At 52.2% G+C, this 16,724-nt stretch carries 15 protein-coding genes and 1 other annotated feature; of the genes, 10 read left to right on the top strand and 5 right to left on the bottom strand.

Annotation, left to right across the window (positions count from 1 at the left end; translation table 11 throughout):
• Positions 1 to 142: 142 nt before the first annotated feature.
• The 6 genes from DP091_RS08265 (at position 143) to DP091_RS08240 (ending at position 6,743) form a co-directional block, all read left to right on the top strand.
• Positions 143 to 1,321: a YhgE/Pip domain-containing protein gene (locus DP091_RS08265; RefSeq protein WP_113057879.1), complete on the top strand. Its 1,179-nt coding sequence runs from the start codon at positions 143 to 145 to the stop codon at positions 1,319 to 1,321.
• A gap of 200 nt (positions 1,322 to 1,521) precedes the next feature.
• Entirely contained in the window at positions 1,522 to 2,175 is a 654-nt protein-coding gene (locus DP091_RS08260; protein WP_113057878.1) for a response regulator, read from the top strand.
• A 47-nt stretch (positions 2,176 to 2,222) separates the two neighbouring features.
• Positions 2,223 to 3,296: a sensor histidine kinase gene (locus DP091_RS08255; protein WP_181469760.1), complete on the top strand. Its 1,074-nt coding sequence runs from the start codon at positions 2,223 to 2,225 to the stop codon at positions 3,294 to 3,296.
• 211 nt (positions 3,297 to 3,507) lie between these two features.
• Positions 3,508 to 4,443, top strand: coding sequence for an ABC transporter ATP-binding protein (locus DP091_RS08250; RefSeq protein ID WP_113057876.1), 936 nt, complete (start codon positions 3,508 to 3,510; stop codon positions 4,441 to 4,443).
• A gap of 30 nt (positions 4,444 to 4,473) precedes the next feature.
• Entirely contained in the window at positions 4,474 to 5,592 is a 1,119-nt protein-coding gene (locus DP091_RS08245) for an ABC transporter permease (RefSeq protein WP_113057875.1), read from the top strand.
• Positions 5,592 to 6,743: an ABC transporter permease gene (locus DP091_RS08240; RefSeq protein WP_113057874.1), complete on the top strand. Its 1,152-nt coding sequence runs from the start codon at positions 5,592 to 5,594 to the stop codon at positions 6,741 to 6,743. Before DP091_RS08245 ends, DP091_RS08240 begins: the two co-directional genes overlap by 1 nt.
• Positions 6,744 to 7,020: 277 nt before the next feature.
• Here the strand turns inward: DP091_RS08240 and trpS are convergent, their stop codons facing one another.
• Positions 7,021 to 8,004 (bottom strand): tryptophan--tRNA ligase, encoded by a 984-nt coding sequence (gene trpS / locus DP091_RS08235; RefSeq protein ID WP_113057873.1) that lies wholly within the window; start codon positions 8,002 to 8,004, stop codon positions 7,021 to 7,023.
• A gap of 49 nt (positions 8,005 to 8,053) precedes the next feature.
• Positions 8,054 to 8,329: a binding site (T-box leader), on the bottom strand.
• 267 nt (positions 8,330 to 8,596) lie between these two features.
• On the opposite strand from trpS, the gene DP091_RS08230 reads away from it, so the two are divergent.
• Positions 8,597 to 10,162 carry a sigma-70 family RNA polymerase sigma factor gene (locus tag DP091_RS08230; protein WP_113057999.1) on the top strand — a complete coding sequence of 522 codons (1,566 nt, stop codon included), beginning with the start codon at positions 8,597 to 8,599 and terminating at the stop codon, positions 10,160 to 10,162.
• A gap of 123 nt (positions 10,163 to 10,285) precedes the next feature.
• Here DP091_RS08230 and DP091_RS08225 read toward each other — a convergent pair whose 3' ends face one another.
• Both DP091_RS08225 and DP091_RS08220 read right to left on the bottom strand, forming a co-directional pair.
• Positions 10,286 to 11,050, bottom strand: coding sequence for an SDR family oxidoreductase (locus tag DP091_RS08225; RefSeq protein WP_113057872.1), 765 nt, complete (start codon positions 11,048 to 11,050; stop codon positions 10,286 to 10,288).
• Positions 11,051 to 11,252: 202 nt separating this feature from the next.
• Positions 11,253 to 12,074: a MerR family transcriptional regulator gene (locus tag DP091_RS08220; protein ID WP_258394436.1), complete on the bottom strand. Its 822-nt coding sequence runs from the start codon at positions 12,072 to 12,074 to the stop codon at positions 11,253 to 11,255.
• 223 nt (positions 12,075 to 12,297) lie between these two features.
• Between DP091_RS08220 and DP091_RS31755 the strand changes: the two genes are divergently transcribed.
• On the top strand, positions 12,298 to 12,432 hold the full coding sequence (locus DP091_RS31755; RefSeq protein ID WP_258394435.1) for a hypothetical protein: 135 nt from the start codon (positions 12,298 to 12,300) through the stop codon (positions 12,430 to 12,432).
• 49 nt (positions 12,433 to 12,481) lie between these two features.
• A complete protein-coding gene (locus tag DP091_RS08210) occupies positions 12,482 to 13,288 on the top strand; it encodes a phosphotransferase family protein (RefSeq protein ID WP_113057870.1) in 807 nt (268 codons plus the stop codon).
• A gap of 76 nt (positions 13,289 to 13,364) precedes the next feature.
• Here DP091_RS08210 and DP091_RS08205 read toward each other — a convergent pair whose 3' ends face one another.
• Together DP091_RS08205 and DP091_RS08200 are read right to left on the bottom strand one after the other, a co-directional pair.
• Complete coding sequence (locus DP091_RS08205; protein ID WP_113057869.1) at positions 13,365 to 13,970, bottom strand: DJ-1/PfpI family protein; 606 nt, start codon at positions 13,968 to 13,970, stop codon at positions 13,365 to 13,367.
• Positions 13,971 to 13,997: 27 nt separating this feature from the next.
• Positions 13,998 to 15,239 carry an MFS transporter gene (locus tag DP091_RS08200; protein ID WP_113057868.1) on the bottom strand — a complete coding sequence of 414 codons (1,242 nt, stop codon included), beginning with the start codon at positions 15,237 to 15,239 and terminating at the stop codon, positions 13,998 to 14,000.
• 130 nt (positions 15,240 to 15,369) lie between these two features.
• Here DP091_RS08200 and DP091_RS08195 point away from each other — a divergent pair, with 130 nt between their 5' ends.
• Complete coding sequence (locus DP091_RS08195) at positions 15,370 to 16,722, top strand: aminotransferase-like domain-containing protein (protein ID WP_113057867.1); 1,353 nt, start codon at positions 15,370 to 15,372, stop codon at positions 16,720 to 16,722.
• The last annotated feature ends 2 nt before the right edge of the window (positions 16,723 to 16,724 follow it).

The following is a 16,724-nucleotide window of genomic DNA, read 5'->3' as shown; positions in this document are numbered from 1 at the left end:
TTAATCAACAGAATGCTTGAACACTGATGAGTAATGAACACTCCGCCGAAAGCTGATGATTGAACAAAAGTCTCCCTTCATTATAATTAACGCTGTGATCTTTAATCAACAGTATGTTCATTAATGACGAGGAGTGGTAGATATGGGTTTCTTAAGACAAAACATGCTGTGGATCGGCGCATTGGTTGTTATTCTGGCCCTGTCGGTCTTCGGCGTGGCCATGATGGGATCGATCGCGGGAGCGAAGCCGAAGTCTCTGCCCGTTGCATTGGTCGTCTTGGATCAGCCGGCGAAGTTACCGAACGGCGAACCCCTTGCTGTTGGCGATATGATGAAGGGGATGCTGCAGGGCAACTCACAGCTGCCCATTCTGTGGAACATCGTAAATTCGGAAGCGGAGGCACGGGAAGGGCTCGACAGCCAGAAGTATTATGGAGCCCTTATCCTGCCCGAGGACTTAAGCGCGAGCATCTTGTCGCTGCAATCGCCTGCTCCGAAGCCGGCTGTGGTACAGGTGCTGGTGAACGAGGGGATGAGCGCGCAGGCATCCACAGCGGTGAAACAGATGCTCGGGCAAGCGATGAAGATGGCGGGAGCGCAGCTCTCCAACCAGGCATTGACCATGATCAGCACGCAGACGGATATGCTGCCTGTAACAACCGCACAGGCTCTCCTTGCTCCGTTTGAGGTTCAGGAGGAGGTTGTTCACCCTGTCGGGACTAACCACGCAAGCGGCAATGCACCGGGCATGCTGATACAGATTTTATGGATTGGATGCCTGATCATTAGCGTGTTCTTGTTCCAGGCGCTGCAGAAAGCCGTAGCTGGTGGCAGCCGCAGGGGGACCTCGATTGTGCTGCAAGGCGCTGCCGGTATGCTGCTGGCGGGTCTGGCTTCCGGTTTCCTGGTATGGATGGCATCCTCCTGGTATGGCATGGAGTTTACCAACGGGAGCCGTGTTTGGCTGATGCTGTGGCTGGCAGGTTCCGCTTTTTTCCTCCTTCAGTCGACCCTGCTCAACTGGATGGGAATCCCGGCTATGGGCATCTTGGTGCTCCTGATGTTCTTCTCGATGCCGCTTCTCAATATGGCGCCGGAGTTTCTGCCGCAGGCAACACAGGATTGGCTGTACTCGTGGACGCCGCTCCGCTTTGCTGCTTCGGCTCTAAGAGATGTGATGTATTTTGACGGCGTTTCCGCATCTTCCGCGAATGCTGCCGTACTGTGGTCTATCGCCGGAGGTTTCCTTGTTCTGCTGCTTGCCTCGGTGCTGAAGAAGGGGAGCCATTCCGACAAAAGAAAGTCGATGACTGTCTCTTAATAGATTAGGCTGGCCAATGGGCAGTGTGGGTTTACACCCGCACTGCTTTTTTGCTTCGCTCAAGCAGGTTGGTGCATGTTAGCCGGGAACATGGCAGCAGTCCGCTGGTCTTGAGGCCCCCTTTTATTAGGTGAATAAAATACTATCGTTCTTCAAGATGACAGCCTGTATAATCCTGAATAAGGGAGTGTGAGCGTAAGTTGAAGATTAAAGTGATCATAGCGGACGATAATTCGTTTATCAGGGAAGGTATGAAAATCATCCTGACTACGTTTGATGAGTTTGACGTCGTGGCGACCGTTGAAGACGGCCAGGAAGCGGTGGCCTATTGCGAAGCGCATGAAGTGGATGTGGCGCTGATGGACGTCCGGATGCCGAATCTGAACGGCGTTGAGGCCGCGAAGCAGCTCACGGAGCGTACCAAGACCAAGACGCTGATCTTAACGACCTTCGACGACGATGAATACATTACCGATGCGATCCTGAATGGCGCCAAGGGTTATCTGCTGAAGAATAACGACCCGGAACGGATTCGCGATGCAATCAAAACCGTGTACCACGGCCATCATGTGCTGCAGGACGTCGTACTGGATAAAATCAAATCCGGGCTGTCTCCCGGAAAGCCTGACAAGGAAGATAAGGAAGACAAGTTCGACCGGAGTCTATTCACCGAACGGGAACTGGATATTATGGCGCTCATCGCCAAAGGGCTGGCCAACAAGGAAATCTCGAAGAAACTGTTTATTTCCGAAGGTACGATTGCCAATCACATCACCTCGGTTCTCAGCAAGACAGGTCTTGAGCATCGGACCCAGATTGCGATTTTTTATCTGACGGGAGAAGTGAATAAGTGAGCGAACGCCGAAAATATGCCGAACTGTGGGTCATCGCTTTCAAAAGCATGCTGTTCCTGTATGTGATCGGCCAGTCGTATGCCTCTGATCTTGCGATAACGCCATGGTATATACTGGTCACGCTTCTCTACCTGTCCGTGAATATATCCGTCTATATTTTCAAGAGTCGCAATACACAGCCATACTTCATGGTACTGGCTATTCTTGTCGTCGTGGCGTCCTCATTCTACATCCATCCGCTGTTCTTCATGCTGCTTCCCGCGAATCTGTATGAGCTGCTGTCTTTATATCTTCGCAGGAGCTGGATGATCCTGATCCCGCTGCTGGTTCCAGCGCTTATGGTGCCTCAGGAGCTTGCCATGACCTATGTCTTTATATCCGTTCTATCCTATATTTATCTCACGATGCTGAGGACTTTTATAAACCGAGTCACATCCTATCAGGAGCAGAACGAGCAGATGCATCGTGAACTGGATCGGTTGACCCAGCGACTGAGCGAGAATAATGAGTACATCCGGCAGTTTGAATATATGTTCAAGCTGGAAGAGCGAAATCGGCTGTCTCAGGAAATTCATGACAAGATCGGGCATTCCATGACGGGAGCGTTGATTCAGATGGAAGCGGCCAAACGCTTGATGACAACGAATCCGGACAAGTCCGCCGAGCTGCTGCAGAATGCCATATCGATCTCCAAAGAAGGCATTGAGAGCATCAGGCTGGTTCTGAAGAACGTAAAGCCTCCGACGGAACAGCTCGGCATTAACCGAATGCGTTTATTCTTAGAGGAGTTCTCCGCCCAGCACCCGATCAAGACCGTATTAACGCATGAGGGCAATATGGATGTGATTACGCCGCTTCAGTGGAAAATCATTCAGGATAACACCCAGGAAGCATTAACCAATACGATGAAGTATGCGAATGCAACGGCAGTCTCGTTACATATCGAAGTTCTGGGCACCATGATCAAGGCCAAGGTCAGCGATAACGGCAAGGGCATGCAGAAGGTCATCAAGGGGCTTGGGATCATAGGCATGGAGGAACGCGCCGCGGTCGTGAATGGAACCGTGATCGTGGATGGCTCCGACGGCTTCTCGGTGACCACTTTAATTCCTTATAGCTAAAACTCGGTAAGCACATTTGGCGGATTAGAGATATCGGGTCAAAATGACATTCCCTCCCCACAAGGGTGAAGATTTGGATCATCAACAACATGAAGATTCTCATGGGTAAGGATGAACTTGTGCACTATCGCAAGGGCATCCTTTTTTCGTACGATAAATGCAGATCAAGTCCACCGGTTGATGCGTGGATGGAATATGGAGGCGAATATGTATGAACGTGCTGGAGATAAAAGGGCTCACGAAGAAGTTTGGGGATTTCATAGCGGTAGACCAGTTGTCGTTGAACATACGGGAAGGCGAGATCTTCGGCTTCCTGGGTGCGAACGGTGCAGGCAAGAGCACAACCATCAATATCATATCGTCGCTCATGCCCATGACCAAGGGAGAGGTTCATGTCCTGGGCAAGAATCTGATGAAGCATCGAAAGTTCGCGAAGCAGCAGATCGGCATGGTTCCGCAAGAGGTCGCAATATATGAGGATCTGACCGCTTATGAGAATGTTCATTTTTTTGCAGGATTGTATGGTCTGAGAGGATCGGAGCTTAGAAGCAGAGCCGAAGAGGCGCTTGCCTTCGTCGGACTTAGCGACAAACATAAAATGTACCCGAAGAGCTTCTCCGGAGGCATGAAGAGACGACTGAATATCGCTTGCGCGATTGCCCACAGACCGAAGCTGATCATCATGGATGAGCCGACCGTCGGCATTGATCCCCAATCGAGGAATTATATACTAAACGCGGTCAGGAAGCTGAGCGAGATGGGCAGCACGATCCTGTACACGAGCCATTATATGGAGGAAGTGGAGGAGCTCTGCACCCGGATTGCCATTATCGACCACGGCAAGATCATAGCAGAGGGCACGAAGGCACAGCTGAAGGCCATTATTACCGACCAGAAGGATATCGGGATCGAAGTGCAAACGGCCGCCCATCTTGAAGCGAGCAAGCTGAAGGAAATTGCAGGCGTCAAATCGGTTGAAGTGAAGGAGAATATCGTGCACATCAGCTCCGACGCAGGGGTCAATAACCTAAATAAAATCATTCAGCAATTCATGGCGCAAGGCATTGAAATTCGTTCCGTTCAAGCGTCCGAGCCGAATTTGGAAACAGTGTTCCTAACGTTGACCGGCCGGAGCCTTCGGGATTAATCGGACCTAGGAAGAGGGAGGTGGAAGTACATGAACGTACTGAGAATCGCGCTGAAGGAGATGAAGATCGTCCGGGAGCCGCGGATGCTGGTATTCATGCTGGCAACCCCGGTGCTGCTCATTCTGATTCTAGGGACGGCGCTTTCGAATGCTTTTAACGGCAGTACCGCGATTGGAGATATCCGGTTGTTATACCATAACGACGGCGCAGGACCCGAGCTTACGGAGCAATGGCAGGTTTTCATGCAGGAGGCGGAGCGCTCATCGGGCATTGTCTTTCAGCAAGTCGAGGAAGGCATGGACGGAGAGCAGGAAGTGAGAAACAACCGATACACCGGTTACGTGGAAATGGACGGCCAAGGCATCCGTTATGATGGAAACAGCCGCAACAGTACGGAGAACGGGATTGTCCAGGGGATGCTGTCCGCATTTACCGACCGGTACCGGCTGTCAGCCGAAGCCGCGAAGATCGATTCGGCATATGAGAACAAGCCGCTTGTTGATGATGGAGGGAGTTATGTGCTGGAGTCTTCCATTCAGGGGGCGAGGCAGCCGGGTTCGCTTGATTATTTTTCGATTGCGGTCACTACGATGATCATCCTGTACAGCGCCTTGACGGCAGGCGGACTCATCGATAGTGAGCGAAAGCGAAACACCGCGCAGCGCCTGTTGGCCTCACCGGTGACGAAAGCCGAGATTTTTGCCGGAAAAATAATGGGCACGCTTGCAATCAATGCCGTATTTGTCATCATCGTTGTGCTGATCAGCAAATATATGTTTAATGCCTATTGGGGGGAGAACCCAATTATGGTATTCCTGGTTTTGTTCACCGAGATCCTGTTTGCGCTCAGCCTGGGGCTCGGCATCAGTTACGTGCTGAAGGGAAATGCAGCCGGAGCTGTCATCATGGTCATTATTCAACTGGCTGCGTTTTTCGGCGGAGGATATACGCCGGTTGCAAGCACAACGGGATTCATGAGGGAGGCCGCAACATATTCTCCCCTGCATTGGTCCAATGAGGCTCTGCTGCAAATCATCTATTCAGGCGATGGGACTGCAGCCGTGCATGCGATGATGCTGAATGCGGGATTTTCCGTCCTGCTCTTAGCGGTAGCTATGATTTCGATGCGGAGAAGGGAAGGGCTGTAATGATGAAGGATATGCTCTGGCTCATTCGAAAGACGATATTGACCTCGTTGAAGGATTATAAAAATCTGCTGCTCGTTATCGCGCTTCCTATTGTCGGTATTCTGCTATCCACCTTAATCTACAAGGGTTCTGGAGAGACTTCCGTTAACATTGGCATCGTCAACCACGATATCGAACAGAAGGTCACGCAAGATATGATCGATTATGTTGCTCATTTGGAGCATACCGAGGCATCGGTTATTGAGGAATCGGAAGCGGATGACTTGGTTGTGTCGGGTGAACTGGATGCGGTGCTGATTTTCCCCGAGGGGTTTGCGCAGAGCGTAATTCAGGGGGCACCCGAGCCGGTCCGGATCGAATCGATTAAGGGAGCTCAGGTTACGGGGTATGTCAAATCGTATCTGAACGCGTACATCCGGAATATTTCATCCATGGGAGTTATGGCGGGTGGCGATGCCGCCGCATTTAACGAATTATACAGCGGTTATCGGAGTTCAACGTTTCAATTGTCCACGACTACGGTTGCGGATCAATCGGCCAATCATGATATGACCAACCGGACGATTGGTTACTTGGTTGTGTTCATGTTATTCTCCGCCGTGAATCTATCGGCATTAACGATCCGGGATCGCGAGAACCGTACGTACTATAGACTCTTATCGTCGCCTATTACGGCCCGCAGTTACGTCTTCTCGAATGCCATCGTGAACATCGTTCTGATGATGATCCAGATTGCGGCCACCTTGTTTGTCATGACCCGGTTCTTTCATATCGAGCCCGGCATTCCGCTCTGGCAGATGTTCCTGATTCTGTCGCTGTTCGCTCTGGTCGCGGTCAGTTTATCGCAGGTCATTGTCGCATTCTCGGACAGCACCATGATGGCGAACGGAATCCAGACGATGGTGATCATGCCGACTTCGCTGCTGGCGGGGTGTGTGTTCCCGCTTTCCGTGATGCCCGAAGCGATTCAGCGAATTGCCGATTTCCTGCCGCAGTATTGGCTGCTCGATACGTTCGGCAAGCTTCAGCAAGGAAGCACGCTGACCGACATTATATTGAATGTGGCGATTCTACTGGCTTTTGCCCTGGCATTATCGCTGATTGCAACCTACAAGTTCGCAAGAAATAGAGATACGCAGAGCTATATTTAAATTCATGATGGGGGCCCCTTGTACTGCACATAGGATAGCCGATTATAAGCAATCAGGGGCTTGTTTGAACAGCACAGCTCCTTTTTTCTTTATGATGTGACGGCTTCAAGGAAGCCCCATATGCCAAGGTGTTGAGTCGCGCGTATCCGCAAGAGACAGCCGGCGTGCTCTCGGCATACAACGCAAAAAGGCAAGGCAGCAAAAATAAGCAGGGCATCCCCTTGATCTGATTCCTGAAGCAGGATGCAGATATTAAAGGGACGCCCTCTCGGTTCTTTCAGAACGTGACCAATCCCATCGCTTTCTTGGCGGCAAGCAGTGTTGGGCCAGCGGTTTCGGAAGCCCGCTTCGCTCCGTCCATCAAGATACGATCAAGTTCGGAGGAATTCACGATTTGATGGAACCTCTCCTGGATCGGTTGAAGTTTCTCGATGACCACTTCGGCCAATTCCTTCTTGAACGTGCCGTATCCGTGGCCTTCATACCGTTTCTCGATGACGGAGATGGCTTCCTCGGAGAATACCGAATAAATCTCGATCAGATTGCTGACCGCCGGCTTCTGCTCCCAGTCATGCCGGACCTCGCCGTCTGAGTCGGTAACGGCCTTCGAGAATTTCTTGCGGATATCCTCCGGCGTATCCATCATGTGGACACAGCTGTTTTTGTTCGGATTGCTCTTGCTCATCTTCTTGGACGGATCGTCAAGACCCATGATGCGGGAGCCAATATCCTGAATGATCGGTTCAGGCACCGTAAACGTGCTGCCATACCGGTTGTTGAAGCGTTCGGCCACATCGCGGGTCAGTTCCAGATGCTGCTTCTGGTCGTCGCCGACAGGCACATGCGTTGCCTGATAGAGCAGCACATCGGCAGCCATCAGGACGGGATACGTGAAGAGCGCCGAGCTTACCGTTTCTTGACCTTCGGATTTCTCTTTGAATTGGGTCATTCGTTTTAATTCACCGAAATGCGCCTGCGTCTCCAGCAACCACCCGAGCTCTACATGCGCGGGGACCTGGGATTGCAGAAAGATCGTCGCTTTATCGGGGTCAATGCCCGACGCAATGTACAGAGCGGCAATGTCCCGCGTGCGCTGGTGCAGCTCCTTGGGATCCTGATAGACGGTTACCGCGTGCAGATCCGGCACGAAGAAATACGATTCATACTCATGCTGCAGCTTCACGTATTGACGAAGAGCACCTCCATACCCGCCGATATTCAAATCTCCGCTCGGCTTGATGCCTGACAATAATCGTTGCATAAAAACACCTCCTAATGGTTTACGAACAACACAAAAACACCTCATCCCTCTATGGGACGAAGTGTAATCTTCGCGGTACCACCCAAATTCGACTGTACAGTCGCGCTTTAGCATGACGTGGAAATGGGGAAAAGAACCATTATTCCTGCCATATCTCCATAATAACGGTGGAGAACCGTCAAGGCCTACTGCTCCGGCACAGCCGAAAGGTTCGGGTTGAAGCGAGAAGATCCATTCACTTATTCCGGGGTACCGGGCCTCGCACCATTCGCCGGTTCGCTTGGACCTCGAGAGATAAGCTACTATTTCTTCTCATAGCCGTGTGGTATGTTGTTCTTAAATTCATCTAACCCAGCTCTTTTCGGATGTAAAGAGAGAACAAGATGATTTGGTGAGTATCATCACACAGGTGTTAGGTGAATGTCAAGAGGAATCGGATGGTCTGAACCGTGCCTGGGAGGCGCCGGCGAAGGCGATGGAGAATTTTCGATATATCATCCATCCGGTGCAGAGTTCCTGAAGAGAGGTAACCTTTTTCATTCAGATCGGCACTTAAGGGATAGAGACACCGTGAAGGGAGGTTTTAGTGAACGTGTTCCAGTGGATTGAGGAAGCTCGTCAGGGCAGTGCGGAGGCACAAGGAAGCTTGGTCCGGCATTTTACCGGCATGGCGCTGGCCGTGGCCTACGATAAATTGCAGGATTCTTATTTGGCGGAAGATGCCGTGCAGGAGGCCTTTACGGAGGCCTTTGCGAATCTGCACAAGCTGCAGGATCCCCGGCGTTTTCCCGGATGGTTCAAAGTGATTGTGGAGCGGCAGTGCTACAGAGACATGCGCCGCAAGCAATTTCAGACGTTATCGCTGCATGAGATGGAATTGCCGGCTGGCGACCAGCGAAGCTTGGAGTTTGTCGTGGAAAAGAGAGAGATGATTCGCCAGCTGCATGCCACGATTGCGGATTTGCCATCAAGCATGCGGATTGCGGTCCAGCTCTATTATTTTCAAGGCTACAGCCTGCGGGAGATCTCGCAATACTTGGATATATCCCTGGCGGCTTTGAAGAAGCGACTCTTTGATGCCCGACGGAAGCTGAAGAACACGCTGCACGTAGCCGACTTTGTATCGGTGTTCACCGATCTGTATGAGGGAGGAAAACGTATGCTGCATATCGTTAACGGGGATTCGGTAGGGGATAAGCTGAAGCAAGGAAACATTCAAGGAGATATTCTGGTGTGGAGGGAGCTCTATACGTTTGGCCCGGTCTACACGAAGATGGACGAGCCGGATCATCGGAGAACGAGAGCTCGGTATTTGGAGCAAACGCTCGGGATTCCGCAGAAGGAATACATCGAGACCTGCGAGTCGCAGGAGAGGAAGCTGCAGGATTTTCGGAATTATGATGAAATCGTGCTCTGGTTTGAGCATGATCTGTTTGACCAGACCATGCTGGCCTATTTGCTGCGTTGGTTTAAGGAACAGTCATTGGGAAAAACGAAGCTGAGTCTGCTGTGCATTGGCGCCTACCCGGGCATCGAGCTTTTTCGCGGGCTGGGGCAGCTTAGCACGGAGCAGCTCGAGACTTTATCGGGCACATGGCACACGATTGGAGAAGAAGAGCTTAGGCTGGGCAGCATGTTGTGGGAAGGCTATACCTCGGATCTGCCGGAGAGACAACAGCGCATGCTGGAGGTTGATTCCTCGGCACTGCCTTTTGCTGGGGCTGCATTCGAAGCCCATCTGGCGCGGCTGCCCTCTATGCACAATGGACTCGGGATCATCGAACAGACCGCGTTAGAGGCTGTAGCGGGCGGAATCCATAAGCCGTATGAGTTGTTCCGAGAGGTAGGTGATAAGCTCCATACACTCGGAATGGGAGATCTGGAGTTCTGGTATTACCTGGCGAAGATGACGGAGGGTCCGGATTCGTTGCTGGTTATCGATGGTACAGCACCGTTTCCCGACTTCAAACGGGCTGTACCCCATTTCCAAGATCGGCTGCTGCAAGTAACGAGCCTGGGGCGTGAGGTATTAACCGGGAAGACCGACTATGCCTGCTCCGGAACGATCGATAAATGGGTAGGAGGCTTGCATGTGCGGGGGAAGGATCCGTCATGGCGCTGGGATCCGGAGCGGAAGTCGGTTGTGCGGACGGGCTAATCCAACTAAATCACAGATACAAGGAAAAGAGCGATCCTGCTTGGCGTTGATGCCAGGCACGGATCGCTTCTTTGTTAAGATATCAGAAAGTATAAACTTCGGAGGATATGATGCCAGCCATCGTTACAGATGAGAACCGCCGGTTGCATCGACCATCTGCCCCGTGACCCAGCGCCCGTCGCTTGATGCCAGAAACGCTACGACATCCGCAATATCGGACGGCTGTCCGATTCGGCCAAGCGCGGACATCTCCGCAGCATGCTGCTGTCCTTCCGACGTATGCAGCCAAGATGCGTTCACATCGGTGTCCACGATCCCTGGTAGCACCGCGTTCACCGTAATTCCGTGCGGGCCCAGCAGCTTGGCAAGATGCAAGGTAAACGTATTGATGGCCCCCTTGGTGATGTTGTACGCCATAATATGCGGGTAGGCGATCCGCGTAACGCCGGAGGAAATGTTGACGATGCGACCGCCGTCACGCAGGAGCGGCAGGGCCTGTTGCACCAGGAAGAACGGTGCTTTTACATTGACGGCAAGCAGCTCATCGAAGCTTTCCTCGGTCGTCTCTTCAAAGGTATTGGAGGTTCCGATGCCTGCGTTATTCACCAGAATATCGAAACGGTTGTCCCCCGTAATTCGAAGCAGCTCCTCCTCCAGCGAATGAATAAGCCCTTTTGCGCCGTCTACCGATTCCAGTTTGGCACCTAAAGCGACAGCTCGCCCACCCTGATCTTGTATGGTCTGGACAACCTCCTCCGCTGCATCCCGGCGGGTTCCGTAATGAACAGCGACCAGTGCCCCTTCTTCCGCTAACCGAAGCGCGATTCCTTTGCCGATGCCCCGGCTTCCGCCTGTAACCAATGCGATTTTGTCTTCCAATCGTTTCATGAAATCCCACTCCTCTTGTTCGATTTAACTTTACTGTACACTCTCCTGTTAAGGGGAGAGTCAAGAGGGCGGTTTAGAATTATTCTAGCGTTTTTCATGAACAAACAGGACATACGGGGTTACTGCTTCTGCAAGTACGAGTTGGAGACGGGGCCGAGGTTCGTTTCGACAGCCTATCACGGCAAGGAAAAGTTACTCCGCTTTAGCTTTGCAAGGGGATAATTAATTCAGCAGGGCGCTTCTTGCCGTAGATATCTTTATCCGAGGTGAGATAGATCTCGCGGATCGGCTCCGATTCCGACTGAACGAGGCCTTGGGACGAAATCCATGCCTTGAGCTCGGGTACGACGGGGCAGGTATAGACGTACGGATCACAACGATGTACGAGAGATGCGGCAGATTTTAGCTGCGGCAGAAAGTCCACGCGAACGCGTCCATTAGCAGGTATGTCCCTAGTTATGGGGACTGCGACTTCGATGTCGGCGATGTCGGCATTCCCGCTGCCGTGGTCATGCCAAAGAATGGTTAGCTGCCTGGCTTCCTCTTCTCCATACGAGGCAGCATATTTCGTAATTTCATCAAGCAGGAGACATAGCTGGCTGCGGGGGACTTGGTCGCGAATGGAAACGACCCGTTGGGATGGGACATCCCGGATCTGGATGGGGCCTGCCGGATCACCGGCTTCGGTAGGCTCCAGGCGAGACAACCTGCTGTTGACCTCATTCAGCTGCAGCTGGAGGGTCTGCATCGCATGCTGAAGCTCCGTCATTTTATCGGCAAGTTTGTTCTTAAAGACATCGGTTCCTATATCCTCTTCAAAAAAAGGTTTGAGCTGTTCCAAGGTAAACCCCTGTTCTTTGTAGGCGGCAATCCGCTTGACGGTCAGAAGCTGCTCCTCGGAATAATAACGGTATCCGCTTTGCTCATCAACATGGGCCGGCTTCAATAGGCCCAGCTCATCATAATATCGCAATGTTTTGATGGAAATGCCGCTGACCTTGGCAAAAGCGCTGATCTTCATCATGCAGTTTGCCACCTCCTTTACGATTCGGTCTCTCGTGGATAACGATATCATATCTCGCGCTCCTGCTTACGTAAAGAACGCAACTTGCCGGATCTGAAGGAAGCACTCGGTCCCAAGACGGAGTCCGTTTTCATCCTAGGGCGGGAATTCATTTCGACCGGATTATCGTACAATGTGTTAAAAAGATTCGTGATCCCGCTTAAGAACAAGAAAGGAGATAAGGATGATGAACGGTGCGCATGCGGGACCGACCCCGACCCAGCTGCGTTTCCTGACGATCAAGGTGAACGGGGAATGGAAGATATCGCATTTCATAACTGCCGGATTCAGAAGCCAGGCTGGGTTCTGCGGTTGGTGATGCGTTCGAAATCAAAATTCAGCTGAAGTAGAGAAAGCGGAGGATTGCTTTGAAGAAGGGTACGCAGATCGGAAAAGGCAGGAGCGCCGAGGTGTATGAATGGGGAGAATCTCAGGCATTAAAGCTGTATTATGAAGGGTACCGGACGGAATGGGTGACATATGAGGCGGAGATGGGCCGCATCGTTGCGGAAGCGGGCGTGCCTACCCCTGCCGTCTTTGACATGGTGGATATCGAGGGACGAACAGGGCTGGTGTATGAACGGATTACAGGACCGTCGATGCTGCATCAGGTTCAATCGTCACCGCTTCAGCTAATGAAGTGCGCCCGTGAGATGGCACGGCTCCAGCATGCGATGCATGGCTGCACAACAACCTTGCTGCCGTCGCAAAAAGAAAGGCTGGAGCATGCAATTCTTGATGCAAGCTGCATCCTGCAAGGAAAGGCGCAGGCTATATGCAAGATACTGGACTCTTTTCCAAAGGGGGACTCCATCTGTCATGGCGACTTCCACCCGGACAATGTGATCGTGACGGAGAGCGGATGCCGGGCGATCGATTGGAATAACGCCACGATTGGCGACCCTTTATGCGACGTCGCCAGAACGTCGTTGATGTTTCAATCGCCTTTTACTCCGCATGAACAGTCGAGCCTTATGGTTATACCACTCCGGATGGCCCGTGTCCTGTGGAATAAAGTATATCTGAATGAATATTGCCGCTTATCTCATGCGAAGCTGGAGGATATCGACCGCTGGATGCTGCCTGTGGCGGCAGCCAGGCTGAGAGAGGATGTCCCTGGAGAAAGAGAATGGCTGCTGGGTCTAATTGATGATCGGCTGCGTGCATATGCTTGAGAGATCAGGACTTCTAAGAACCCATCAGGCTCCCCGAAACAGGGAAAGCGGACCAGTTCCCAGCCTTGTCCGGAGCCTATACCCCCATCTTGGCATGATAGACCGAGGATGAGGTTCCCGTCTGGTAATACGGATAGCTCATATCCGACTTCACTTGTTCCGCGGTAGCTGCATCGGATAACCTCTCCAGTACGTACAGGCCCAGATCGATGGACGAAGAAACCCCGCTGCCCGTAAAGAGGCAACCATCCTGTACAATGCGTGCATGAACGACTTCCTTGCAGTAGGGTGCCAAAAGTTCGTAAGCCGAACTATTGGAGGTAGCCCGCTTGCCCTCCAGCAACCCGGCTGCGCCAAGCAGCAGTGATCCGGTGCATACGGATACGAGATGTTTTGCTTCCCGGCCTGTCCGCAGCCAGGCCAGTACATCGGGGTCAAACCTGAGCTCCCTCGTGGTGAAGCCGCCAGGGACAAAGACCAGGTCATATTCCGATAAATTCGGTCTTACCTTGGGTATGACATACTCCAGTCCGCGATCATCCGTAATTTGCGGGCTCATCGCACAGTAATCCCAGGAAATTTCCAGGTCTTGGCGAATGCGGGAGAGCCTGGTCAGCACTTCGGTGAAGCCGATAAGGTCCAGGGATGTCATCCCATGGAACAAAATAAAAGCCATTTTCATCAATAACACATCCCCATAGAAATTTTATTATACCTCGGCCGCCGACTGACCCGGGACGGAGCGTCTTCGAGTCGATGCACGATGAATTTGATAGTAGCCTATAGCCGACAAAGCGCTGAACATCAGGTTGAGGCCGATCAGCCATTGGTAGCTGTTCGTGAGGTCAAACAGGAATCCGCCGGCGAAGGAACCGAGAACGGCTCCCGCCTGATGGAGAATAAGCAGCGTTCCTGTCTGCAATCCAACGGAGCGATTGCCCATAGCTTCGCTAGCTACCAACATGCCACCGGGGATGGCCCCTAAATAGCTGGCTCCGAAGATGACCGAGAAGACGATCGGAGAGATACTGAAATGGAGAAACAGCATCGTAAAAGCCAGAATTCGGAATAAGTACAGGAAGGACAGGCCCAAACTTCTCGACATCCGGTCCAGGAGCAAGGCAAACAGCAGCCCGCCTGCCAACTCAAGCAGGCCGAGAACGCTCAGTGAGGACGTAAACATCACCGAGGAGACATGATCATGTCGGTGGATGGCCATCAGGTGCATTTCTACCGTTCCCATGCTGAAGCCGCAAGTGAACAAGGCGAAGATCACCAGGAGCACCGTGCGGTTGGTTACCATCTCCCTGGCGATCGAGAGGAAGGGCAGCTTTACCGTTGATGGAGGTGATTCCGAAACAGCGGGTTCCTCTCTGTGCTGACCTAATTGGCGTTCTTTCAGGATAAGGAGAGTGAGCGGTATGGATATGAGCGTAATCCATAAGGTGATGGTGAATGCCGTTGTCCAGTCAAGCCACCCCCGGTTGCTGACAAATAGAGGCGTCAGAATGGCCAGTCCGAGGGAGCTCGCGCTGGTCATGATCATCAGTGCCTTCGCTTTATGCCGGCTGAACCAGCTTGTAACCACGACATAACCTGTACTGGCGGCCATTCCGGATAGGCCGGAGAGCAGCCCGAGTCCCATGAAAAATCCCGCCGGATGATGCAGCGTAAGGACGGTCAGCATGGACAGCACGCCAAACAGGGCGTTCAGGAGCATCATTTTTTTAGGGCCGTATTTGTCGGTTAACCACCCGCCGAGAGGAGAACAGATAGCGGCGATGGCAATGTTGAAAGACCAAGTGAAGCTGATAAAGGTCAGGTCCACGTCCAAATCCCGTGCCATTTCGTGCTGATAATAAGACATGACAAACCGGCTGATTGCCGCTGCAAAACCAAGTGCCCATAGATAACACAGAATGATCCACGCATAACCCCGATCTTTTTTCATCCCTACAGTCTTCAGCTCCTTCGTATGTCTTTACTTCCGCTATGTCATGGAATAAGCTAATTTTAATCACGGGGTGGGAGAATTAAAGGACAATTTATATTAACTGTATCAATACAGGGGGATGAGCGGGATGGATACGAAGCACGAGCAAATTGTTGCGTATATGATCCGGGAAGTGGAAGGGGGGCATATCCGATCGGGCCATAAGCTGCCTTCGGTCCGGGCCGTGGCCAAAATGTTCTCCTGCAGTCCCAACACGGTCGTTCGTGCATATCAGACCTTGGAACGCGAGGATGTCATTTACCCGGTAGCCAAGAGCGGGTACTACCTTGTTGAAGGGAACAACCGGACTTCGGCGCGAATGGAAAGCGAGCCGATTGATTTCGCCTCAACGACACCCCGAGGCGATTTTTTGCCGTTTCAGGAGATGGAGCATTGCCTTCGTAAAGCCATTTCCGTATACAAGGAGGAGCTCTTCGGTTACACCGACCCACAGGGGATATTCTCGTTAAGGAACGAGCTGAGCAGGTATTTCCACGCGCAGCAGATCTTTGCGAAACCCGATCAAATCGCTGTAGTCACTGGGGCGCAGCAGGCCTTCTCGATCCTGACGCGCATGCCTTTTCCATACAAGGGGCAGGCGGTGCTGGTAGAACAGCCGACGTATTTCGGTTTCTTGGCGGCGGCGCGCGTGGCAGGCTGTCCGGTGATCGGAATCCAGCGCGATGAGCAGGGTATCGATTTGGAGGTGTTAGAGTCTCATTTTCGCAGTGGGCAGATCAAATTCTTCTATACGGTGCCGAGGTTTCTCAACCCGCTAGGCACCTCGTATTCGCCGGAGCAGAAGACACGTATTGCGGAGCTTGCCCGTCAGTACGATGTCTATATTGTGGAAGACGATTATCTGGCGGATCTGGAGGAGGATGCGAAGGCCGACCCTTTGTACGCACTGGATCCGTCAAGTCATGTCATCTATGTCAAAAGCTTCTCGAAAACGATTCTGCCCGGCATTCGAATGGGCGCCGTTATTCTGCCCGAGCTCTTGCTGAATTTGTTCATTACGTATAAGAACGCTGCGGATATTTCATCTCCGATCCTCTCCCAAGGCGCGCTTGAAATTTACATAAAGAGTGGAATGTACAGGCGCCATGTTGCCAAAATCCGGGCCCATTATCGGGAGAAGATGCGATATGCCACCGAGGCCTGTGCCCGTGTCTTCGGCAGCGGCATTCCCTATACTTGTCCTTCCTCCGGCGTGTTCATCACCCTTCGTCTGCCGAAGTACGTAAAGGCATCAGTACTGCAGGATCGCCTGAAGCAGAGAGAGGTTTCGGTTACGAATGTGGATTTGCATCTGCTGCCGGACAATCAGCGAAATGACAGGATCCGCTTATGTATGATCGGGGTGGAGATACCCCGAATTGATGCAGGATTGACGGTCATCGAGCAGGAGATCAGGCACCTGGAGCGGAGGATGCGATAGCG

Origin of the sequence: Paenibacillus sp. MDMC362 (genome assembly GCF_003269305.1) — a bacterium.
GTDB lineage: Bacteria > Bacillota > Bacilli > Paenibacillales > Paenibacillaceae > Paenibacillus_AQ.
Note: the sequence above shows the minus strand (reverse complement) of the source record. Positions and strands in the feature narration are given on the sequence as shown.